This window comes from uncultured Pseudoramibacter sp. (assembly GCF_903789625.1).
In the GTDB taxonomy this organism is placed as follows: Bacteria; Bacillota; Clostridia; order Eubacteriales; family Eubacteriaceae; genus Pseudoramibacter; species Pseudoramibacter fermentans.
Window position 1 is genome coordinate 19,950 of record NZ_CAIFFF010000006.1, and the last position, 21,211, is coordinate 41,160.

Genomic DNA, 21,211 nt, shown 5'->3' on the forward strand with positions numbered 1-21,211 from the left:
TCAAAGCGCCGTTGCTTTGTTCTTATTGATTTATTAAGCTTATTCTATCGGAGTTTTCAGGAAATGTCAAGAAAAATTTTAATTTTTTTAAGATGCCGCCTTTCATTTTGCCAACCCATCGGGTATGATGAAGGTAGCTTATTGTATCTTAATCCGTACATGATTCAGGAGGTTCTATGACGCAATCCCATCAACCTGAGCAGACCTTCAAAATCGGCGACCTGTCCCGGCTGTTCCACATCGGCGCCGATTCGATCCGCTACTACGAACGGCTGGGGCTGCTGCACCCGGTCCGCGACCCGAAGAGCAACTACCGCCTCTACACCTTAGACGACATCCGGGCGATGAACACGATCCGCGAGCTGCTCGCCCTAGGCTTTCACACCGACGACATCCGCCGCTTCGAGGCCAACCGCAACCTCGACGCCGTGACCGACCTGCTCGAGCGGGAAATGCAGCTGGTCGACGCAAAAATCGCTGACCTGACCAAGACCCGCGCCGACCTGAGCGCCCGCCTCGCCGCCATCCGCGACGATTTGTCCCGGGACTGCTCCGGCCGCATCGTCCGCCTGACCCTGCCCGAGCGCCCGTGCCTGATGATCGTGGAGGCGCCGATGCCCGACGAGATGATCAGCTACGAGCTCGCCCGGGCCAGCGATGACTTCCCCGAAAAAATCGCAACCATCGGCTGCTGCGACTGCTACATCCTCGACTCCACCGCCCGCAACGCGGCCGGCACCGATTATCGGACCAAGGGCGTGTTCTTCTACTCGTCCCACCTCAATCTGCCCTGCAATCACGTCCTGCCCGCCGGGGACTACCTCAGCGTCTGCTACCGCGGCGATTTCAGCCAGAGCCTCGACCTCGTCCCAAAGATGTTTCAGGAGGCCGAACGCCTGGGCCTTGCCCCTGCCGGCGACCCGATGGAATTCTGCCACATCGACCGCTTCGAAACGGCCGACCGAGACGAATACCTCACCGAGATTCAGCTTCCCGTCGCGCCCAAAAACTGATTTTTGACAAAAATAAAAACGGCATTTGCCGCTTTTATTTTTTTGCTGATTTGTATTACTTCCAGACCCCGCGGGCCCGTCTGATCTTCCCGTACATTTTATTTTCCATCGCCATGACCTCGTTGAGGGGCACGTGTTTGAACACAGGGCGGCGCATCTTATACTTAATCCAGAACACCGCGTAAACGGCGAGGGCGAGCAGTGTCACACCCGTAACCAGCCAAATCATGTTGCGTTCGGCCGGATCGGTGGAAATGTTCAAAATCATAAAAACCGTTCCTGCAATGCCGATGAGGGGCAGGATCGGCCCGCCCGGCACCTTGAAGGACCGCGGCGCTTTTGGCAGGCGGCGTCTCAGCACCAGCACGTCGATGTGGGCGAGAATATAGCTGACCATCCAGAATACCGAGCCGACGAGAATAAAGAAGGAAATGCCGTCAGAAGAGCTGTCGCTCATCCAGGCGAAAAAGCCGATGGCTGCCGAAATGATTACGACACCGAACCAAGGCACGTCGTATTTATTCGTCTTTGCGAAAATCTGCGGCAGCATGTTCATGCCCGCCATCCCTTGACAGATTCGCGACAGCCCGTTAGCCGTCGAGTTTTGGGTCGAGACGACGGCGAGGGCGCCGACGAGGGTCATCCAAATTTTTCCGACGTTGCCGAGGAGGCGTTCGCCGTAGAGCAGGTGCGGTGCCGGCGAACTAAGCAGTTCCTTCCACGGGATGTAATTGTGAAAGCCCAGCACCATGATCGACTGGACGACACAGATGATCCCGAGGATCGCCATCGAGCCGATCAGCAAATAGGAAACCAAATCCTGAATCTTGGCGAACATATCGACCCCGTACAGATTGACGATCATAATCAAAACCGTCATGATCAGCGACCAGGCAATTGACGGAATCGGAATAAAGCTGAAGGTTTGTGCCATCGCGTAGGAGAAAATTGACGCTTCGACGCCGCAGGAGAGCACATTGCAGATCAAATACCCGCCGACCATCGAGATCAGCGTCGGAAAGGGGCCGAGTCCAGCCATCGTGTACTGGGCCAGACCGCCGGTCGTGTTCGGCATCAGCGCGTTGAGCTCCGACAGAGAGGCAATGGTTGTCAGGTTCAGCGCCAGCGCGACGACCATTGCGATGATAAAGGTGACGCCGATGGTCCCTGCACCCTGGCCGAGGGAGACGAGACAGCTCGTCGCGATAACCAGGCCGACAGAGACCGAAACGACCGAGCCCAGACCGAGTTTTTTCGTTTCATTCATGATGAGTTCCTTACTTTTTATTCTCGTTGTGCTGCTGTCAAAAGGATTTCTGGAAAGCCGGACAAATTAAAGGGCTTCGCTGCCTTCGTCGCCGGTGCGGATGCGGATCACGTTGTCCAGGCTGTAGACGAAGATTTTGCCGTCGCCGATGTGCCCGGTGTACAGCGTCTTCTTAATGTCTTCGACAATGTCTTCCACCTGGTCGGTGTCCACCACGACCGACACCTGAATCTTCGGCAGCAGTTCCATTTCGTAATTTTCTTCGACTTCGTATTCCTTGGTGCCTTTTTCAACGCCGCACCCCAGCACCTGGGTGAAGGTCATCCCGCCGACCTTCAAGTGGCTCAGCAGGCGCTTCAGCGCCGCGAATTTCGACATGTCGCAAATGACATCGATCTTTGACAATCCTGTGCTCATGGTTTTCTCGCTTTCTTATTTTCAGTTAAAGGAAAGGCCGCCTTAGGCCATTTCCGGTTTGTCCCAAAGGTTGAGCTTGACGCCGATGCCCATTTCCACCGCCTTGCGGTAGACGCTGCAGCCCCAGGCCACGTCTTCCACCGGCATGCCGCCGACCGAGTACACGATGACTTCGTCGTCGGAGGTCCGCCCCGGCGCCTTGCCTTCGATGATGTCGGCCATTTCGATCAAATCTTCCGGCTTGGATTTGCCTTCGTGGATCAAATCGGTGAATTTGCAGCCGATGATCCCCATCTTCGGATAGGTCGGGTACGGATATTCCGCTTCCCAGGCTTCGTACAATTCCTTGTTGTCGACAACGAATTTGCAGCTGGTCAGGAAGTCGTCGTCGAAGCGGGCCGCGCTGGGCATCGAGATGAAGGCGCCGGGCTTGACCCAGTCCCCGTTGATGTAGGGGTAGGTGTTGACCACGTTCGGGTCGTCGTCGGTCATCGCCGTCGTCGTCAGCGAGATCACGTCCGCGCCGCGCACCGCGTCTTCAACGGTGTCGCAGACCACGATGTCGTCAATCTGCGGGTATTCGGCCTTGACAAATTCGACAAAGGCGTCGAGGGATTTCTTACCCCGGCCCTTAATCTGCACCCGGTGCAGCTTCGGACAGGTCGCCGCGAAGGCCGCCAGGCTCGTCTTGCCCATGACCCCCGGTCCGATGATCGCGGCGGTTTCGCTGTCCTTTCGGGCCAGGTATTTCGCGCCGACCCCCGGGATGCCGCCGGTGCGGTAGGCCGAGAGCAGGTTGGCCGACATAAAGGCCAGCGGCGCGCCGGTGTCCTTGTCGCTTAACGTCATCATCAGAATCGACCGCGGCAGGCCCTTTTCTTTGTTTTCAATGTTGGAGCCGTACCATTTGACACCGGCCATCTGGTATTTGCCGCCGAGGTAGGCCGGCATCGCCATGAAACGGCGGTCCTGGGTGTTGACCGGCATCCCCGGGAAGGTCGGTTCGTCCGGGAACATGATCATGCACCCGTGGGAGTTGTGGTTTTCGCCGCCCATCCGGTAATCCCCGGCTTTGAGTAAGAGCAGCATGTCTTCCATCGACTGAATGCAGGCGCTCATGTCCTTGACGCCGGCTTTGATCATATCTGGTTCTGACAAATACAAGAAATCAATTTTCGTATCCATTTGCGTCCTCCTGTTACTTGGCTTCTTCTCATTTTATCACGTTTCGCACAAAAAAATGGAGCCGCACACCGTTTTCGGTGTTTCAGCTCCATTGCGTGTTCTTCTTTTGTTTTACACATCTTATTTTAGAGTCTGGTAATATACTAGAGTCAAGGGAATTTTATAAATTTTTATAATGGGATGTGCCGGTGATCAGCGGCATGTCGTGATCGAAGTCGTAGCGCACGATCGGCAGGGTGTCCGGCGCTTCGCCCCTTTCGACCCAGTCGGTCAGCCCCGCCATGCCGTCGGCTAGACTCACCGCCGGGCCGCTCCAGTCGAGAATGGAATGGCCGGCGAAGGGCATTCGGTACAGCCGGCAGGTGTCGGCCATCGCGTCGGCGCTTTCGAAATGTTTTGCCATGTCTTTGACGTAGGCGAAGGTGTTCACGAAGGGCACCACCGGGTCCCCCGTCCCCTGGGTGATGATAAGCTTGCCGCCCCGGGCCGCGAAGGCCGAAAGGTCCGAGCGCACGAAGTCCCATTCCGGGTGGGCGTGCCGCTTTTCCCATAGGGCTTCAAAATCGGCATAGCTCAAATCGTGAATGTCCAATTTTGGATCAGCCGCCAGCCAGCGCAGAATCTGCTCGGAAATCGGCATGACGGTCAGGCGGCCGTCGGGACGCCGTCTGAAATAGCCGTAAAGCGGGTTGCCGAAGGGCAGCGGCCACTGGCGGATCGCCGGGCCGTAACTGTGGCCCATGCGCCTGCCGTCTCGGGTGAAGGGCCCGCGCCACGTCTTCACCATCACTTCGAGATCCCTCTGGGTGATGGGCCCGGCGGTGGTCTCAACCCCCATCAGCCGGTTTAAATACGCTTTAAAATCCGGATCGTCTTCGTCAAAAGGGCGCTCGCCGATGGCCTGATCCGCCCGAGCCAGGGCGTAGGCCGCCTGGTATTTTTCCACCGGTACGACGTGTTTTTCATTTTCCTCGACGACAACCGCCCAGAGACTGGCGAACACCACATCCCATTGGTGGATCGCCGGCGCGTCGGCCCAGAGCCCGTCGTAATCCTCCGGATGGCACACCCCCTCGGTGAGCACCTGGCGGCCGCCGCCGGATGTCCCCTGGAGGTAGGCCTTTTCCGGCGCCCTGCCGTAGGCCAATGTCGTGACGGCTCTGCCCCAGACCGTCGCCTCGTGGAGCGCCCGGCCGAGCCAGCTTCCGATGTGGTCGAGCTCGGGGGTGCCGTCCGCCTTAAAGCCCCAGTCGCAGTTGAGGCGGGTGCCGGAGTCGTTGTCCGTCGCGGCGCAGGCGTAGCCGTTGGCCAGCGCCACGGGCCAGCTGAGCACGTTGAAACGCCCGGAGGTGTACCAGTCGATTTCATTGTTGGTGCCGCCGCCGGCGATCCCCATGAAGTTGCCGTTCCATTTTGCCGGCAGGTAGACCCGGAAGGCCGCGGTGTGGCCGTCGCCGACGTCCTGTCCGATGCGCACGACCCAGAAGGGCCCGAGGGCGGTCAGCGGGGCCTTGCCGGGCTCGGCGTACTGCCCGACCGGATAATAGGTCACACCGCGGAAAGAGAGCCCCGGCCCGTGGCTGAGCAGACGGCGCATCGCGTCCGACGTCGCCTGCGCCCGCAGCCTGTCCGAATAATCCGGCAGCTCCGCTGTATCCACCCACTGATACAGCGGATGGCCGAGCCATACGTTGATGCTCGAGTCTGGTTCTTTGGCGAGATTTATTTTCCGTTTCATGTTATTCCCCCTGGCCTGTGCCCATTATCGCTATTTTAATTTATTATACTGCTCTGCGTCTCGCTTTGTACAGGCAGAGAAATGCCGGGAAAGAGCAAATATCCGAAAAAACCGGTGCGCTGTGCACACCGGCGGAAATCATCTTTATAAAGTTGTCAGGGCTTCGCCTTTTAACGTTCCCATTTTCCAGGGGATCAATGCTTCGTGGCCGCCTGAGCGGCGATCGACCCGGTTGATCCACGCCGCTTCGTGGGCCGCTTTCGCGCGAAGGGACGGATTGGACGTGTCGAGCCCATTGAAGGATTGGTTGACGACCCACCATTTCACGCTGATCTGCGCGCGCTTGAGGTCATCCTCCAGCCGTTCGGCCTCGTAAACCGGTGTCGCCTCGGGCAGCGTCACGATGATGACTTCCGTCTCGTCGCTTTTGAGCCGCGGCAAAAGTTTTTTCACCGATTCCGGCGTTTTTCCCTGGGTCCGCTTCAGTTCCTTGTCGTAGCTGTCCGTCGATTCGAGCAGCAACAGGGTGTGGCCGGTCGGCGCCGTGTCGATCACGACGATTTCGTTTTCAGACTGTTCGACCAAATCGGCAAAAGCGCGGAACACTGCAATCTCCTGGGTGCAGGGCGAGCGGAGATCTTCTTTGATATAGTCGAGATCGTCTTCTGAAATTCCCGTGGCGATCGCTTCCTGTATCACTTCGTTCTGATATCGCTTCAGTTCTTCCTTTTCGTCGATATGGCTCATGCGCACGCCGTCATGGGCGTCCAGTACAAATTTTAAATGTGCCGCCGGGTCCGTCGTCGCCAAATGCACCTTTTGCCCCTTCTTCGACAAATCGAGGGCGATGGCCGCCGCGACGGTGGTCTTTCCCACACCGCCTTTGCCCATGGTGAAGATCACCTTGCGGTGATGGGCGGCAATGTCGTCGACCACATCCGCCAGCTGATACAGATGGGAAACATTGATTGTCTGCTCTGCGGCTGCCGCGTGGTCGGTCTTCAGCATCGCGCGGACGTTGTCAATCCCGGTGATGTTGTAAGTGCGCATTGGAATCTGAGAGGTGTCGATGTCCTGCAGCGCTTCTGGCATTTCCGCAAGGGCACGCTGCTGTTTATCGTACAGCGCTTCGGACACCGGGTCGCTGCCTTTTTTCGCAACGGCGTTCATGACGAGGACCTGCCGGTTGAGACCCAATTCCCGCAATTCGCGGGACGCCCGGGCCGCTTCCTTCAGCGGGGTTTCCTCCGGCCGCGCAACCAGCACCAGCGTCGTCTGCTCAGGGTCCGCCAGTGTCGCGACCGCCTGCTGATACACCTGCTTCTTTTCGTCCAGGCCTGAAAGCTGCCCGAGGCAGGACGCGCCGTGCTTGCTTTGCTGAATAAACCCCGCCCAGGCTGAGGGCAGCTGCAGCAGACGCAGGGTGTGGCCCGTCGGCGCTGTGTCGAAAATAATCTGGTCGTACTTTTCCTGAACCCCAGGATCGGTCAAAAATTCGGTGAATTCATTAAACGCGGCGATCTCCGTTGTACACGACCCCGACAGCTGCTCTTCCATATTTTGAATGGCCGATTCGGGCAATACCCCCCGGTACGGCGCCACTGCGCGCTCGCGGTACGCTGCGGCGGCCTGAACCGGATCTAAATTGGCAACGAAAAGATTGGGCACTTCCGGAATGGCGGTTCCTTTATTGTCAAGGTCCGCCGAAAACACGTCCTGAAGGTTAGACGCCGGGTCAGTGCTGACGAGCAGCACCCGTTTTCCCTGATCGGCGAGGAACACCGCCGTAGCGCAGGCCGTCGAGGTCTTGCCGACGCCGCCTTTTCCGGTAAAGAACACGTATTTTGTCTGCGTGACCGCCGCAGGATTGAATAATTTCATTTTGATGCCTCCGATGTTGTCAGCAGCAGCAGCCTCCACCGCAGCCACAGCCTGTATCCCCGTCGTCGTCTGAATCTGGCGCGTCCGCCTGCGGGCCGTCGAGTTTCAGCCAGCCGAAAACTTCTGCGTTGGTCGGATAACGGTCAGTCAAAACAACCGTGTCGTCGAGCATCGTAATCGGCAGCGCCTCTGTACCTCTGATCGCCAGCATGTTTTTGACGGTTTCAGTTTCTGCAAAGGCTGCCGGTGCGCTGTTCAAATTAAAACGTTCCACTTCGACGCCTGCTTTTTTCAAATCGTCAATCAACGTCGAAATCCGCAGCAGCTCCGGATCGATTGAAGGGCCGCAGAGCCCTGTCGAACAGCACATAGCCGGTTCAAATAATTTCAGTTTTTTCATGGTTTTGCCTCCTAAATGTATATCCGTTTTTTCCGTTAATGTCTCTCCCTGATCTGCCTTTCCTTTTGGCGGCACCCAAGGGGTATCTTCGCCAAAATAGGTGATCGCGCCAGCCGGGCAGCGCGTCCCGCAGCCGTGACAATGATCGACGCAGCCCACAGGATTGACCACCTGGGGCGTCGGCGCCGCGCCGCGGTCATAGACCCCGTGGCCGCACATCGCAATACATGCGCCGCATTCGCGGCAAAGGTCCCGATCGATGACCGGATACCAGTTTTCAGCCATTTGCCTATCCTCCTTTTTTACATTTATATATTTAAATTTATCAATGTATTGAGCAAAAACCCGCCCCTTCAAACGCTGTTTCAGCCGCAGGCGGGCCCTGAGCACTCTGACTCGACCGGCCTGCAGTCCAGCGCGGCGATAAATTGCTGGAAGGCCCGAAGGGTGTCGCAGTTCAGCGAATAATAGCACCATTTGCCCGCTTTTCTGACGTTGACCAGGCCGCAGTCCCGCAGAATCTTCATATGGTGCGACAGCGTCGGCTGAGAGATGTTCAGCGCTTCCAAAATGACACAGGCGCATTTTTCACAGCCCGACAGCGTCTGCACGATTTTCAAGCGGTTGGCATCGCCAAGGGCCTTGCAAATCGATGCGGTATCGATGGTTTCCATCTTATCACCTCTCACTTATTTCATATTGATATTGATCTATGTATAGAAGTTTATCAGATATATAGATATTCGTCAATATATAAAGCAAAAAAATAACAGACCCCACGCCGGGCCTGCTATTCTATTCTTTACCCAAATACAACGTCCAAGATCATCATCACCGAGAAGCCCAGGGCGAACATTATGACGCCGACATTCGAATGGGCGCCGACGGACATTTCCGGGACCAGCTCTTCGACAACGACGTAGAGCATCGCGCCGGCGGCAAAGCCCAAAAGGGCCGGCAGCACCGGCACGACGAGGTCGGCAAACAAAATGGTCAGCAGGGCCGCCGCCGGTTCCACGGCGCCGGAGCCGGCCCCGGCCAAGAACGCCCTGCCCTTCGACCGTTCAGCCGCGCGGAGGGGCATCGAGATGATCGCGCCTTCCGGGAAATTCTGAATGGCAATGCCGACAGAGAGCGCCATCGCTCCCGACACGGTCATGCTTTTGCCGCCGAGGAGCAGCCCCGCGTAAACCGCGCCGACGGCCATCCCCTCTGGAATGTTGTGGAGGGTGACGGCGAGGACCATCATCGTCGTTTTGGCGAGGTGGCTCTTCAGACCCTCGGGCTGGTCTTCATCGAGGTGCAGATGGGGAATCAGCTCGTCGAGGAGGAGCATGAAGGCGGTACCGCCCCAAAATCCGCCGACGGCCGGCAGAAAAGCCAGCCGGCCGAGATGGGCGCTTTGTTCCATCGCCGGGATCAAGAGGCTCCAAATTGAAGCTGCGACCATGACGCCGGCGGCGAAACCGGTCAACGCGCGCTGAAGGCCTTCTGACATCTGCTCCTTCATCAGGAAGACGCAGGCCGCCCCGAGGACCGTCCCCGCGAAGGGGATCATCAGGCCTTGAAAAATGGTGAGATTCATGTTTTTGTCCTTTCTTTATAATGCGTTCTATTTCTTTTTGGTTTCCGCTGCCGTGAGCTGCTGATACATCTTCATGAGCTCTGCAACACAGTCGGATTCGCTCATCTTCGTCGAAAACCCGTAAGCCTGCATCACCGCGCGGTCGTTCATCTGATGTGCTTTGCGAAGTTCCGGCGGCATCGTCAGCGGATCGTAAAGATCGGCCAGGGAACTGTCCGGATAAAGGTCGCGAGCGTCGAGAATCGCTTGCGCTGTTTTTTCGATCAGCGCCTTTTGCTTGTCAGTGGGTGTTGGCCAGGGGAAAGTATTATAAACAATGGTGTTTGCATAACGATAACTTGGACCAAAATAGCCGCAAACCGTCCGCATCCATGCCATATGAACATTAGAAGTCATTACGCCAAAAAGATATAAAGAATCCGTTGGAATAAAGTATAATTGATCTCCTGGAATCATACCATTTGTCACGAAACCAAACGGTACATAACGACGTCTTGAAGATGATACCTTCGGAATGCCAATATATTTGCCGTTTTTAAATTTACCACAAGGTCTAAATAAATGTGGCATGTCTTTAAGTTTATAGGCATCGCCCGTTTTTGTTTGACTTTCTCGCCATTTTTGACATTGCTTAACACGTTCCAATATTTCAGGGACCTTTTTCCAATCTGAAGGCTGAATATCCGGTAACCATAAACAATAACGTTTTATTCCCTTTATAAATTCTTCTCCCATCGAGAACGGCCGAATCCATTTTTCCGTAAGCGGATTTTTTTTGACCATTTCATTTTTTTCTTTTTCAGAAAGTAATAAATATCCATGTTCAGCAGGTTTAAATCCCATAGACATTTCTGGAATGTGAATAAATGGGTGTGAGCGTTTTTTAACAATAATATTGTCGGATTCGATGAGGTAGGGACTGATATTTTTTACTTGATGGCGTGTGTTTTCTTCATCAAAAAGAATGGCTTCTCTTGTTTGGTTATTGCTAAAACCAATAATGACACAAAATACATAAGCTTGATTAGAAGTCTCATTTGCCCACTTAAAGGAACGATAGGCAAAATTAATGTGGATGTTATCTGTTAACAGATTCTCCCAAAGAGGTTCAACTTGCTGTCCTTGGCAAATAGATGCAGTTGCAACAAAAGAACAAACAATATTTGTATTCTGTATATATAAAGAAGCCTTTTTAAACCAACAAGCAACATAATCTAAATTACCGCCCTTTTTTCCAAATAAATCAATTTTATCTTTTTTTTGATCTAAACTTTGCATACCCTTTGAAGAGGCGGAGGCCTTTTTTACTCGCCCAGTATTGGCTACAAACGGCGGATTCCCCATGATATAGTTGAGTTCACTTGCTGGCACGACCTCATTCCAATCCATCCGCAAGGCGTTGCCTTCGACGATATTGGCGTTGGTGGTCAGGGGCAGAAAGTCGAGCTCAGTTTTGATGATGCTTTCGGTCTCCTGCATCATCTGACTTTCGGCGATCCACAACGCGGTCTTGGCGACGGTGACGGCGAAGTCGTTAATTTCAATCCCGTAAAATTGCGAGATCGACACCTGAATCGGGTTTTCCATCCCCTCTAACGCGATCACAATCTGGCCGTGCTGCAGCTCGGAGATCACCTCGTTTTCGATTCGGCGGACCGACAAATAGGTCTCGGTCAGGAAGTTGCCGGAGCCGCAGGCCGGGTCCAGCCATTTAAGCGACGCGAGCTTGCGCTGGAACGCTTCGAGTTGGCGCTTCTTCGTCTTCCAGACCTGTTCAGCTTTGATATCGGCAAATTCAGCTTTCAAATCGTCGAGGAACAGCGGGTCGATAACTTTGTGAATGTTTTCGATGCTCGTGTAGTGCATCCCGCCCTTGCGCCGTGTTTCCGGGTTCAAGGTCGATTCGAACACCGCGCCGAAAATCGTCGGGGAAATCCCCCGCCAGTCGAAGTTTTCCGACGCGTCGATTAAAATCACGTGCTTCAGTTCTTCGGTAAAGGGCGGAATTTCGAGCGCCTCGTCCGCGAAAAGCCCGCCGTTGACGTAGGGGAAGGCGGCGAGATCGTCGGCCAGAAAACGGTCGCGCTCTTCGATCGGCGTATCGAGGATTTTAAATAAATCCTTCAATGCACCGCGGAGCCGCTGCGGCTCGAAGCTCGCGACGTAATCGTGAAAAGACGCGCGCTCAAAAATCCCCGCGTCCTCCGCGTACAGGCAAAAGACCAGGCGGACGCACAACGCGTTCAGGCTCCTCAAATCCGCTTCGCGCTGTGCCTTTTCTTCGGGCGTCTCTTTTTTCGGCGTTCCCTCCGGCAGGCCAAACTCCTTGGCGAAGGCGTCGTAGAGCTTGCCGACGATGTTCCCCGCTTCGATCGACACCTTCATTTCGTGGGAGACCTGCTTCACGTCCTGCTTGATTAGGAAATCGAGCATCGGGTACTTGTCCTGCAGCTCCGGTAAGCGGATTGTCATCGGCTCAAAATCCTTCGTGTTCACCTGGTTCATATCGTAAATCCAGATTTCTGCGAAATTACAGGTCACGATCCACCGCGCCCGCTCCGAGAAATCCAAGTTGTCACTGTAGCGCTTCGCCTGCTCGTAGGGCGTCAGATCGATGCCGCCCGAGTTGTGAATCTTCTGGTCTAAGCCTTTGCCGAGGCTTTTCTGCTCGATGATGACCTTCGTCTCCGGCAGGTAGGCGTCGATGCGCTTTTTGTTCCCGTCGACGTAAACCTTCTTTTCAAAGTCGACGTGCTGTGTCACGTCCGCCATCCCGAGCACATCGTGCAGCAGCTCAATCCAGTAGGACCGGCCGTCCTCGTCCTCATTGCCTCGCCCCTTCCATCTGTTGATAAACTGGCGCGCGGCCTCGCGCTGTTCTGCGTCTGTCATCGCCTGTGCCCTCCCCTTTAAATCATTGCTTGTTTTTTATTTTACCATATTATGGCTGACGCGCCGAGACAAAGAAAAAACGGGCAGCGCTCAGGCTGTCCGTTACCAATGAATCCATCTTACCGATCGCTCCGCCTTCTGCGGAAGCTGTGCCCTTTGTCCTGGTACATGCTGAAGTCTGCCTTCGTGAGCAGCGCGTCAAAATCGGTCACCTTGCCGCACCTGCAGGCATAGCCGATTGCCATGCTGATGCCATTGTTGACCGCGCTCTGGCGCATATGATGGATCAACAGGCGGATATCCCGTTCCTCCAAATCTTCAGTCACGACGACGAACTCGTCGCCGCCGGTCCGGAAAACGCTGTCCTCACCCGCACATTCTCGGAGCACCCGCGCCGTTTCACTGATCAATACATCACCGGCGTGATGGCCTTGGGTATCGTTGGTGTTTTTCAATCCATTCAAATCGATAGAAATCACGCCCAAGGTGCCGTCACCCTGCCATGCCTGAATGCGCTGTTCCAGCGCCCAGCGGTTGCCCGCGCCGGTCAGCTGGTCGATCAGGCTTTGTTTCTCCAGCTCCCGCATGCTGTTCCGGTTGCGGACCATCACCGCGATGAAATCCGTCAGCGTCGAATACAAGACGCTTCCAGTATTAAAGCTTTCTTCCGACGGGTTGACAACCAGTGTAAAGCCTTCCGTCTGATTCTGCAGCAAGAGCTGCCCGGACACAAAGCGCCTGACCCCGTGGATGCGGAACGAAAATCCCGGATGTTCCTTCTGAAACGCCTCCATGTCGTCGACCATCACCAGCCGTTTTGAAACGAACTCGCTGTACAGCGCCCGCAGCTCTGTCCTCGGAATGCTCTGGAGCTCCGCCTGAAGTGGGACCACGCCCGGCGCCGTCCATTCGTGGGTGGCGCTGACGGTATTGTCGTCCCGTTCTTCTAAAATGAGGAACCGCTCCGGCTGCATGTTCTCGGCGATGCTCGAGATGGTCTTTTCGATGCTCTTTTCGGGGTCGGCCTCCTGCATTCCGTGGGAAATCGCCTCATTGGCCCGCATTTCCTGGTAAACCAGTTCATGATCCCTCGCCAGCGAGTCGATGTATTCGTCCATGTTGAACGAGATCGTCACCTTGAGTGTGCGTTTTTCCCACATGGTCAGAAAGGAGCGCGTCAACAGGTTTTCCCCGGTTTTGTGGTTCATACGAGATGCCGAAAGCGCCCGGTCCATCCGCAGCATCAAATTCGGGCAGTCCCGGCACGGCGCATCAAAACCCTCTAACACGTTATAACAGCGGCATCCTTCCAGGCTGGCGTCCGGATCGAGGCCTAAATCCCGCCTCGCGGCCGGGTTCAGGTAGACGAGCTCGTAGGTATCGGGATCACTCATGATAACGCGTTCCGAAAGCGAATCCAACACTTCCCGCCTGATGATGATGCGGTCTTCGGTGTAGGGTTTATCCCCGTACACCGCTTTTTCTGCACTGCTCAACCGCCGGGTCAGAAGCTGGAGCATTTCGTCAAAGCTCATGACTTCTGAGCCGTACGCTGTGGCCTGGGTCAGCAGGGGATTGGTCTGAAGGCTCATCTGTTTCCACAGCAGCGGAAGCGTCCCCGCTACCTCGTCGAGCTTTTCCTCTAAATTGCCCATGTTCCGCTTTTGGCAGAAGCAGAGGAAACAGCAGAGCCCGATCCGCGCAATGGCCCAGCCGGGCGTCAGGGACTCCCGAAGGGTCGTTGACAGTTTGCTCAGAATCACTTTCGCATGTTCCGCATTCTTTTGCATCACATCTGCAAAAGCCGGTACATCGATCAACAGTCCGACGTAATCCAGTTTCCGCAGGCGATACTGGTCCGCGTAGATCAGTCCGGCCTCAATGGCACCCCGGAAGCTTAAAAGTCCGGTCTCGCGATCGACCAGCCCCAGACGAGACGCACCGTTTTCTGAGTGGCTGCCCTCGATCATGCTTAAGGTCCCCGCAATTTCCTTTTCCTGATACCACGGTACGCGGACGACCCGGACTTCCCGAAGCCGGCCCCCCGTCAGCGCCAGCTCTTCCTCACCGGCGGGCTGCCCTCCGGCATGAGACGCCTGCTCCGCATTGGGGTCGAGCGAATCGAAATGGCAGCCAATTTTTTGGGCCGTTTTTCCCAAAAACGCGGACGCGTCGTGGACGCCCTCTTTTTCCTGAAGCCTTTTACTGGCGCCGAGGATCCGCCCGTCTCGGTCTTCCCAGTAAAACGAATAGGGCGACGCTTCACAGAGCGATCGGAAAAGGCTGCTTTCCGCCAGGGTTTCCGGCCGCACGCTTCCGGTTTCTGAAATGCCGAATGACCGGCTGAGCACCGGCAAAAGGGTGTCCCGGTCGCTCTTTCGCTCCCAGATATCTTCCCGTTCACAGAGCAGGACGTTCTTCGTCGTGCTCTTGTAAATCAGCAGCGCTTCAAAGACCGTCCAGCGATAGGTCCCGTCCCCTTGGCGGATGCGCACCACCTCCGACTTGGCGGCGCCGCCTGCGGTCTGGATCCCCGCCTGAACACCGCGCACAAAGGCCAGAAAACGCCCACGGTCATCCGGATAAACCAGTTTTTTGGCAAAGGCGTTCATGAACGCCTCAATCGAAGACGGCGCCTGATGCGCGTTGATCTCCGGATGGCCAGACCGCAGCACATTGACCGCTTCTTCTCCGCGGTCGATCAGATAAAACCCTTCAAAAAGCTGGTAGATGTTGCGCAGGGTCTGATCCAGCGTTTTCGCCTGCTGGATCGCCGCGTTGTTGCTGATGTTGTAGATATGGGCTTCGCCGACCCAAGACTGTTTGGTCCCGGCAATCCAGCGGACACTCAGGCGCATATACTGGCCATTGTCCGCGTAGGTCAGGGTTTCTTCTTCCTTCGACTGCAGAGCCTTCGTCAACAGCCGCCGGAATCGGCTGCGGAAAGGATAGCCGGCATCCTTCAGATTGGCGTTAGCCTCGGCCATACTCTGCGTGCCGGTGCTTCGCATTTCCCGCTTATAGGCGTCATTTTCAGCGAGCAGGGCAATCTGCTTTCCGTCGAAACTGAAAAGCGCCGTCGGCGAATCGGAGACGATATTGACATTCTCTGCGGCATCCATCAGATGGGCTTCCTCCGGCCGTTCCATCTGCAGCCCTTTGCTTCGGATGAAGGAAAAGGTATCGTCGTACATCATCGGCCGCCCGTAGAAATACCCCTGGATCCGTCCGCATCCGATCTTTTGCAGAAAGGCGACCTGTTCCTGGGTCTCGACCCCTTCCGCCAGGGTCTGCACGTTCAGCATCCTGGCCATCGTCACCACCGAGGTGATGATCTGCCGACTGCGGTCGTCGAAATGACTGAAAAAGCCCATGTCGATCTTGATCACATCGAAATGAAAATTGTGAAGGGAATTCAACGAAGAGTACTCGCTGCCGAAATCATCCATCCACACTTGATAGCCGGCCTGCTGGAATTGATGCACGGTCCTGGACATGCTCAGATGGTTCCTGACCATGACCCGCTCGGTGATTTCAAAACAGAGGACGGCTCTCGGAATCTGGTAGCGCTCGACCATCTTCTCGATGGTGTCGATGGGGCTGGCCACCTCGAAGTCGTAAGCTGAAAGATTCATCGAGACCGGGACCAGCGGCAGGCCGTTGTCCAGCCGGTCGCGGACCAGCCGGCAGACCTGCTCGAGGACGTAGCGGTCCAGCCGGTTGATGAGCTGCGCATTCTCCAGCACCGGGATAAAGACACTCGGGTAAAGCATGCCCAGCTCGGGGTCCTCCCAGCGCGCCAGTGCTTCGTACCCGCTCAGCTTGCCTGTCAGGGTCCGGATCACTGGCTGGAAATACACCTTGATGTAATGGTTGTCGAGCGCCTCGTTGAAATGGCGGAGCACGTAAGCCTTGTTGGCGATGGTCTCGCCCATCGCAGGCTGGTAGAAAGCAACGCTCCGGTTGCCGTCCGTCTTGATGGTGTCACAGGCAATTTTGGCCGAGTCGAAAGCGTGCCGCAATGTGTCCAGCGTATCCTTTTCTGTCGGCTTGTAAATTCCCACCTTCAGCTGAATCCCGTCGTCGTTAATGTAGCAGTTCACTTCATTGCAGACCTGCTCCAGCTTCGCCTCGAGGTCCGCCGACGGCAAAAGCCCGACGAAACGATCCGCCGCCAAATGCCCGACCAGCGCGCCTGGAAAGACTCTGGTAATGGTTTCGGCCATCTTCTTCAGGATTAAATCGCCCCGGTGCATACCGTACAGCCGGTTGTATTCATTGAAGTTGGTCAGATCAAAACTGGTCGGGCAGAAAGCGCGCACCTCCGGGAACGTTTTCCGCTTCTGTGCTTCGGTGAGCGCCGCCTCGAAGAAATCGTGCATGCCCAGCACCCCGGTCTTATCCTTGGCCCTCAAGTCGCTTGCCATCTGCTCCGCTGAAACAAATAGGAGGACGTAAGCCCGCCCGAAAGGCGTATCCTTCAGCGTGCCGACCCCTTCAGCCTTTCGGAAGTAGCCTTTTTTGGTCTGATAATGGAATGTAATCGGGAAATGCTCCGGGTGATCTCCGGCCAGCTGCGAAAGGGGCTTGTAATCCTCGTCTTCCATTAAATTTCGCCAGCTTGCAGAAAAAAACTGAAGGAAATCCTCCGCGTCTTTGCATTCGTAGAGCGACGCCACCTTCTCGTTGGCAAAAACGATCCGCTCTGTATCGTCCGCAAGGACAAAACAGACTCCGCCTTCGATCAGGTCAAAATAAGTCTGGCACTGCGCCTGCCGGTGATCCTCCGCCTCTGATCTATTCGTCACAATTTTCTCCATGCCGTTACCTCCCGCTGAACCATCCAAATTGATAAATACGCTTTCATCTTACCTCAATCTCAAAGATATCGTCTGTACTCTGATTTTAGTCATCGCTTTTGGTTTTATATTACCATATTTTCTCTTAGTGTACTAAAAAAAGCAAACGCCATTTTTGACGTCTGCCTTTGTTTAAAATCCTCCACATCTGATCAAACTGGCTCACCCGCTATTTCCTCAAGTTTTTCCGACAAGGTCTGTCTGAGTTTTTCAAATGCCGGAATGAAACTGTCCCGAATCAAAAGCAGCAGCTCGTCGATTTCATCTTCATTGTAGATATGCACCGACACGTTTCGTTTTTTCAGCATCACAAGCCAGGTGTCGGCATCGTCAACAAAGCCGAATTGATAACCGAGCTGTAAAATTTCTCTCGGCGAACCCGTGTCGGCCTCGCTGACACCGTGAAGGCGCATCACCGCCTGCAGTGCTTTCCATGCGAGTTCGAAAGTCAAGTTAAATTGCCCAATCACCCCTGTACGGTAAATGTCATTGTCATTCGCCATTTCAAAATCAGCCTGTTCCAGCACAGCTAGGCAATTCGAAAAATTGTCAAACTTTTTCATATAGAATCACGCCATCCCTTTTAATTTCCTCTTTAAGCTCATCAGAAACGCTGCGGTTCATATCGACAATATCAAACATTAAGAGCGAGTGGATTTTTTCTTTAACGTCCCAGTAAAATCCATCGACATCACCGCCGGATACGGCGATATCAATGTCACTTCTCTCTCTTTGTGTACCCCTTGCCCGTGATCCGAAAAGAATGATCTTTTCAATACGATGATCCTGGGCAATCTTCGTCAATTCTCTGCGTACTCGATCGGGAATGTTGTATTGCATTTCTGATCACCTCCGAACCGGATTTGTCATATTTAAGTTTATTTTATCACATTTCATTTTGCCCTAAAACACAAAAAGCGAACGCGGCACTGCGTTTGCTTGAAATGGCCATCTAACCGGCCGTTGCTATGATGATCTCGTTGGTTTTGACGTTTCCACGTCATGTAATCATTTTGTATGTATTTATGATCCCAGTCCGGATCATAAGTTTTCGCCGTTTGCTGTCATCTGGCAGTCGTGATACAAGTCGTCTGCCAGAATCAAAATGACATCCTTGAGCTCCAGATGATCCGTGAATGCTGAGGGAATGCCGCTTAAGCCAAGGAAGGTGCCAACGATATTGCCCGTCACCGCGCCGGTTGAGTCGCTGTCTCCTTCGTGATTAACCGCCGCCGTCACCGCTTTTTTGAAATCCGTGCTGTATTTCAGCGAACAATTTTCAACTTCACTTGCATATTGCATATTAGTCTTAAATCGACAACTGACTATTCTGTTATTCTCTTTAATTGAACCTGTCAGAATTTCCGACAGGTTGCCCTGGTGCAAATTATTTTGTGGATGTATTATCGGGATCCTTATGTTGATCGCGGACTGTTTCCAAATCTTCGTTCCATGTGTCCGCAATCATATCTGTTTTTTCAACCTTGAAAATGACTGGACGAATTCCATCATTGCACGACACGATGACCATCCCCTCTTTGTTGGTAAATCCACCATCCCCATAGATATAACCGGCACCTTGTGAGATCGCCAAGACATAGTCTCTCATGCAGTTCCACGCATTGTCGCAAAGGCCTGCCGGTTTCTGCCAGCCATTGGAATAGAAAACCTGTCCGACAGAATGCAGTTCACATAAACCATATCCTTCCGGCGCGTATTTCTCAGCTCTCTCTTTATTGAACGTCACTTCGATTACCGATATTTTTACTTTTCTTAGTTTTTCACCTTTCATTGTCTAGCCTCACTATGATTGGATTCATGTCTCTCTATTCGTCATCCATTCTTTTTTCTGCCGCCCTACAGACGTGATAGATCAAGGCGATAGACGAAATCATCCATGTAGAAACCATGGCCGATATCATTCTTTTCGTCACGAATTTTTTTAAAGCCAAGATGCTCATAAACCTGACACACAGGATTCAGCTTATTGACATTCAGCTCAATGCCATTGCGTCCGATCTTTTTCGTTTCCTGAACAATAAAGTCGAGCATCTGATGTGCGTAACCCTTTCCCCGCTCGTCGCGGTAAAGATAAAATTTACTCAAATACATGACCTGCCCTTTCGGGTAAAACGCGATAAAGCCGACCGTCCGTTCGCCGTCGGCCACGAAAAAATAGCGATACCCGCTGTCAAGTTGTTTCGCGATCGCGTCTTCGCTCTGAAACAGCTGAAGCATATAATCGTTCTGCGCTTTGCCAATCAGCGGATCAAAATGCTCTCTGACAATGGCGGTTGCCATTTTGGACATTTCCGCGATGCCCTGTTCATTGTCAGAGCACAATTCTTTGAAATGCAATGTCTGTCACTCCTATTTTATATTTTAAGCTATGTGATGGGATGTTGTACGCTGTGCTGCCGCCTCTGCCCTCATCATTTTAAATTGTTACTTAATTTTACCACATTATATTCGACATTATATTCGACACACCGAGACAAAGAAAAAAGCAAACGCCGAGTGGCATTTGCCTTAAAACCAAGCCGACAGAAAATACGTGTCTTTCAATCCTTATTTTGGGGAACCGTCCGCCACCGGAGTATAAAGTACAGCACTTCCATCACACAGGTGGTCATCCAGCCCACCGGATACCCGAAGCCGACGACGCGCGGCGTGTTGATGACATAGCGCGTGATCACAAACAGATAAGTCTGGCGCACCGCCACGAAGCCGAGCAGCATGATCACCATCGGCCCCAATGAATCCCCACGGCCGCGCAGGGCAGCGGCCAGCACATGGTTGACCGCGTTAAAGATCAGGAAGAAGCAGTTCGTCCGGATAAATAGGGTGCCGATCGTGATGACATTTTCTGCCTGAGAAAAAAGGCGGATACACGCCGGCGCGAGCACCCAAATCAGGCCGGCGATGGCGGCAGTCACCACGACAGAAATCGAAACCGCGGTAAAGGTGCCTCTATTCATTCGGTCCTCCTTGCCTGCGCCACAATTCTGTCCGACAAAGGTCGACGCCGCCATGGCCATGCTTTGAATCGGCAGAAAGATAAAGGAGTCCAGCTTGTTGTAGCAGCCCCAGCCCGCCATGCAGGTGGAACCGAAAAAGTTGATGTACGACTGAACAAAAATATTGGACAGCGCCGTAATGACGGATTGGATCCCGCTCGGCAACCCGATCGCCATGATCTGCTTGAGCAGCTTTGTATCAATCATCATATCTTTCCAGGAAAACCAGTAGACGGCATCCGTGCAGATCAGCAGGCGCAGAACCAAAACGGCCGAAATCGCCTGCGCGATAATCGTCGCGTAGGCGACACCGGCGATCCCCAGATGGAAGCGAATGACAAACAGAAGATCCAAAAAAATATTCAGAGTGCTCGTGACAATCAGGAGCAGCAGCGGCCGCGTGGAATCACCGACCGCGCGCAGAATGCCGCTGCCGATATTGAAAATCAGCAGTCCCGCGATCCCCGCAAAATAGATCCTCAGGTACTGCGCGGCCTGATCAAAGACATCCGCCGGTGTGGCCATCAGCCGAAGCAGTGGCCCGACCGCCAGAATCCCCACGATCGTAAACAGGACGCACATTAAAAAGGTCATCGTGATTACTGTCTCGACGGCGTCGTGCAGCCGCTGGTGTTGCTGAGCGCCAAAGGCGTTGCTGATCACAACCCCGGCACCGACGGAAAAGCCATTGAAGAAAAAGACCGCCAAATTCACGACCATGGTCGTCGCCCCGATGGCGGCCAGCGCCTGTGTGCCGACAAAATTGCCCACGACGATCGAGTCGACGGTGTTGTAGAGCATTTGAAAGATATTGCCCCACATCAGTGGCAGCGCGAACATCAGAATCTCCTTTGCGATCGGGCCACTGGTCATATCTTGTGTTTGATTCATTTTCTCATCTGATTTCTCTGTGAAATACACGTACGCAAAAAAGCAAACGCCGATTTGCGTTTGCCT

At 54.1% G+C, this 21,211-nt stretch carries 17 protein-coding genes; 1 reads left to right on the plus strand and 16 read right to left on the minus strand.

The genetic code is table 11. The annotated features are described in order from the left end of the window. Positions 1–176 precede the first annotated feature (176 nt). Complete coding sequence (locus QZX60_RS04905; protein ID WP_295361967.1) at positions 177–1,013, plus strand: MerR family transcriptional regulator; 837 nt, start codon at positions 177–179, stop codon at positions 1,011–1,013. A gap of 55 nt (positions 1,014–1,068) precedes the next feature. Here QZX60_RS04905 and QZX60_RS04910 read toward each other — a convergent pair whose 3' ends face one another. The 16 genes from QZX60_RS04910 to QZX60_RS04985 all read right to left on the minus strand — a co-directional run bounded on the left by QZX60_RS04910 (position 1,069) and on the right by QZX60_RS04985 (position 21,145). Then, positions 1,069–2,280, minus strand: a complete 1,212-nt coding sequence (locus tag QZX60_RS04910) for an APC family permease (RefSeq protein ID WP_295361968.1) — start codon at positions 2,278–2,280, stop codon at positions 1,069–1,071. Between the two features lie 66 nt (positions 2,281–2,346). Continuing rightward, positions 2,347–2,697, minus strand: a complete 351-nt coding sequence (locus tag QZX60_RS04915) for a P-II family nitrogen regulator (protein ID WP_295361969.1) — start codon at positions 2,695–2,697, stop codon at positions 2,347–2,349. Between the two features lie 42 nt (positions 2,698–2,739). Next, positions 2,740–3,882 carry a tyramine oxidase subunit B gene (locus QZX60_RS04920; protein WP_295361971.1) on the minus strand — a complete coding sequence of 381 codons (1,143 nt, stop codon included), beginning with the start codon at positions 3,880–3,882 and terminating at the stop codon, positions 2,740–2,742. A 160-nt stretch (positions 3,883–4,042) separates the two neighbouring features. Continuing rightward, complete coding sequence (locus QZX60_RS04925; protein ID WP_295361972.1) at positions 4,043–5,620, minus strand: tannase/feruloyl esterase family alpha/beta hydrolase; 1,578 nt, start codon at positions 5,618–5,620, stop codon at positions 4,043–4,045. Between the two features lie 144 nt (positions 5,621–5,764). After that, positions 5,765–7,501, minus strand: a complete 1,737-nt coding sequence (arsA, locus tag QZX60_RS04930) for an arsenical pump-driving ATPase (RefSeq protein WP_295361974.1) — start codon at positions 7,499–7,501, stop codon at positions 5,765–5,767. 19 nt (positions 7,502–7,520) lie between these two features. Beyond that, on the minus strand, positions 7,521–8,186 hold the full coding sequence (gene arsD / locus QZX60_RS04935; RefSeq protein ID WP_295361976.1) for an arsenite efflux transporter metallochaperone ArsD: 666 nt from the start codon (positions 8,184–8,186) through the stop codon (positions 7,521–7,523). Positions 8,187–8,266: 80 nt separating this feature from the next. Then, positions 8,267–8,575, minus strand: a complete 309-nt coding sequence (locus QZX60_RS04940; RefSeq protein WP_154576173.1) for a helix-turn-helix transcriptional regulator — start codon at positions 8,573–8,575, stop codon at positions 8,267–8,269. Positions 8,576–8,703: 128 nt separating this feature from the next. Further along, on the minus strand, positions 8,704–9,486 hold the full coding sequence (locus tag QZX60_RS04945) for a ZIP family metal transporter (RefSeq protein WP_295361980.1): 783 nt from the start codon (positions 9,484–9,486) through the stop codon (positions 8,704–8,706). Positions 9,487–9,513: 27 nt separating this feature from the next. Beyond that, positions 9,514–12,378 carry a DNA methyltransferase gene (locus QZX60_RS04950; protein ID WP_295361981.1) on the minus strand — a complete coding sequence of 955 codons (2,865 nt, stop codon included), beginning with the start codon at positions 12,376–12,378 and terminating at the stop codon, positions 9,514–9,516. Positions 12,379–12,497: 119 nt separating this feature from the next. Further along, positions 12,498–17,198: an EAL domain-containing protein gene (locus QZX60_RS04955; protein ID WP_295361983.1), complete on the minus strand. Its 4,701-nt coding sequence runs from the start codon at positions 17,196–17,198 to the stop codon at positions 12,498–12,500. Between the two features lie 191 nt (positions 17,199–17,389). After that, positions 17,390–17,800, minus strand: a complete 411-nt coding sequence (locus QZX60_RS04960; RefSeq protein WP_295361985.1) for an HI0074 family nucleotidyltransferase substrate-binding subunit — start codon at positions 17,798–17,800, stop codon at positions 17,390–17,392. Beyond that, on the minus strand, positions 17,787–18,077 hold the full coding sequence (locus QZX60_RS04965; RefSeq protein WP_295361987.1) for a nucleotidyltransferase family protein: 291 nt from the start codon (positions 18,075–18,077) through the stop codon (positions 17,787–17,789). The genes QZX60_RS04960 and QZX60_RS04965 overlap by 14 nt, the downstream gene beginning before the upstream one ends. A gap of 201 nt (positions 18,078–18,278) precedes the next feature. Beyond that, complete coding sequence (locus tag QZX60_RS04970; RefSeq protein WP_295361989.1) at positions 18,279–18,539, minus strand: ADP-ribosylglycohydrolase family protein; 261 nt, start codon at positions 18,537–18,539, stop codon at positions 18,279–18,281. 85 nt (positions 18,540–18,624) lie between these two features. Continuing rightward, positions 18,625–19,029 carry a TIGR04076 family protein gene (locus QZX60_RS04975; protein ID WP_295361990.1) on the minus strand — a complete coding sequence of 135 codons (405 nt, stop codon included), beginning with the start codon at positions 19,027–19,029 and terminating at the stop codon, positions 18,625–18,627. Positions 19,030–19,094: 65 nt separating this feature from the next. Further along, positions 19,095–19,595, minus strand: coding sequence for a GNAT family N-acetyltransferase (locus QZX60_RS04980; protein ID WP_295361991.1), 501 nt, complete (start codon positions 19,593–19,595; stop codon positions 19,095–19,097). A gap of 203 nt (positions 19,596–19,798) precedes the next feature. Beyond that, a complete protein-coding gene (locus QZX60_RS04985) occupies positions 19,799–21,145 on the minus strand; it encodes an MATE family efflux transporter (protein WP_295361993.1) in 1,347 nt (448 codons plus the stop codon). Positions 21,146–21,211: the final 66 nt, after the last annotated feature.

What these genes read in the sequence shown, in the direction of transcription:
- QZX60_RS04910 (WP_295361968.1), bottom strand. Translation starts at nt 2,280, where the DNA reads ATGAATGAAACGAAAAAACTCGGTCTGGGCTCGGTCGTTTCGGTCTCT.
- QZX60_RS04950 (WP_295361981.1), bottom strand. Translation starts at nt 12,378, where the DNA reads ATGACAGACGCAGAACAGCGCGAGGCCGCGCGCCAGTTTATCAACAGA.
- QZX60_RS04940 (WP_154576173.1), bottom strand. Translation starts at nt 8,575, where the DNA reads ATGGAAACCATCGATACCGCATCGATTTGCAAGGCCCTTGGCGATGCC.
- QZX60_RS04985 (WP_295361993.1), bottom strand. Translation starts at nt 21,145, where the DNA reads ATGAATCAAACACAAGATATGACCAGTGGCCCGATCGCAAAGGAGATT.
- QZX60_RS04915 (WP_295361969.1), bottom strand. Translation starts at nt 2,697, where the DNA reads ATGAGCACAGGATTGTCAAAGATCGATGTCATTTGCGACATGTCGAAA.
- QZX60_RS04925 (WP_295361972.1), bottom strand. Translation starts at nt 5,620, where the DNA reads ATGAAACGGAAAATAAATCTCGCCAAAGAACCAGACTCGAGCATCAAC.
- QZX60_RS04920 (WP_295361971.1), bottom strand. Translation starts at nt 3,882, where the DNA reads ATGGATACGAAAATTGATTTCTTGTATTTGTCAGAACCAGATATGATC.
- QZX60_RS04975 (WP_295361990.1), bottom strand. Translation starts at nt 19,029, where the DNA reads ATGAAAGGTGAAAAACTAAGAAAAGTAAAAATATCGGTAATCGAAGTG.
- QZX60_RS04955 (WP_295361983.1), bottom strand. Translation starts at nt 17,198, where the DNA reads ATGGAGAAAATTGTGACGAATAGATCAGAGGCGGAGGATCACCGGCAG.
- QZX60_RS04970 (WP_295361989.1), bottom strand. Translation starts at nt 18,539, where the DNA reads ATGCAATATGCAAGTGAAGTTGAAAATTGTTCGCTGAAATACAGCACG.
- QZX60_RS04945 (WP_295361980.1), bottom strand. Translation starts at nt 9,486, where the DNA reads ATGAATCTCACCATTTTTCAAGGCCTGATGATCCCCTTCGCGGGGACG.
- arsA (WP_295361974.1), bottom strand. Translation starts at nt 7,501, where the DNA reads ATGAAATTATTCAATCCTGCGGCGGTCACGCAGACAAAATACGTGTTC.
- arsD (WP_295361976.1), bottom strand. Translation starts at nt 8,186, where the DNA reads ATGGCTGAAAACTGGTATCCGGTCATCGATCGGGACCTTTGCCGCGAA.
- QZX60_RS04960 (WP_295361985.1), bottom strand. Translation starts at nt 17,800, where the DNA reads ATGAAAAAGTTTGACAATTTTTCGAATTGCCTAGCTGTGCTGGAACAG.
- QZX60_RS04965 (WP_295361987.1), bottom strand. Translation starts at nt 18,077, where the DNA reads ATGCAATACAACATTCCCGATCGAGTACGCAGAGAATTGACGAAGATT.
- QZX60_RS04905 (WP_295361967.1), top strand. Translation starts at nt 177, where the DNA reads ATGACGCAATCCCATCAACCTGAGCAGACCTTCAAAATCGGCGACCTG.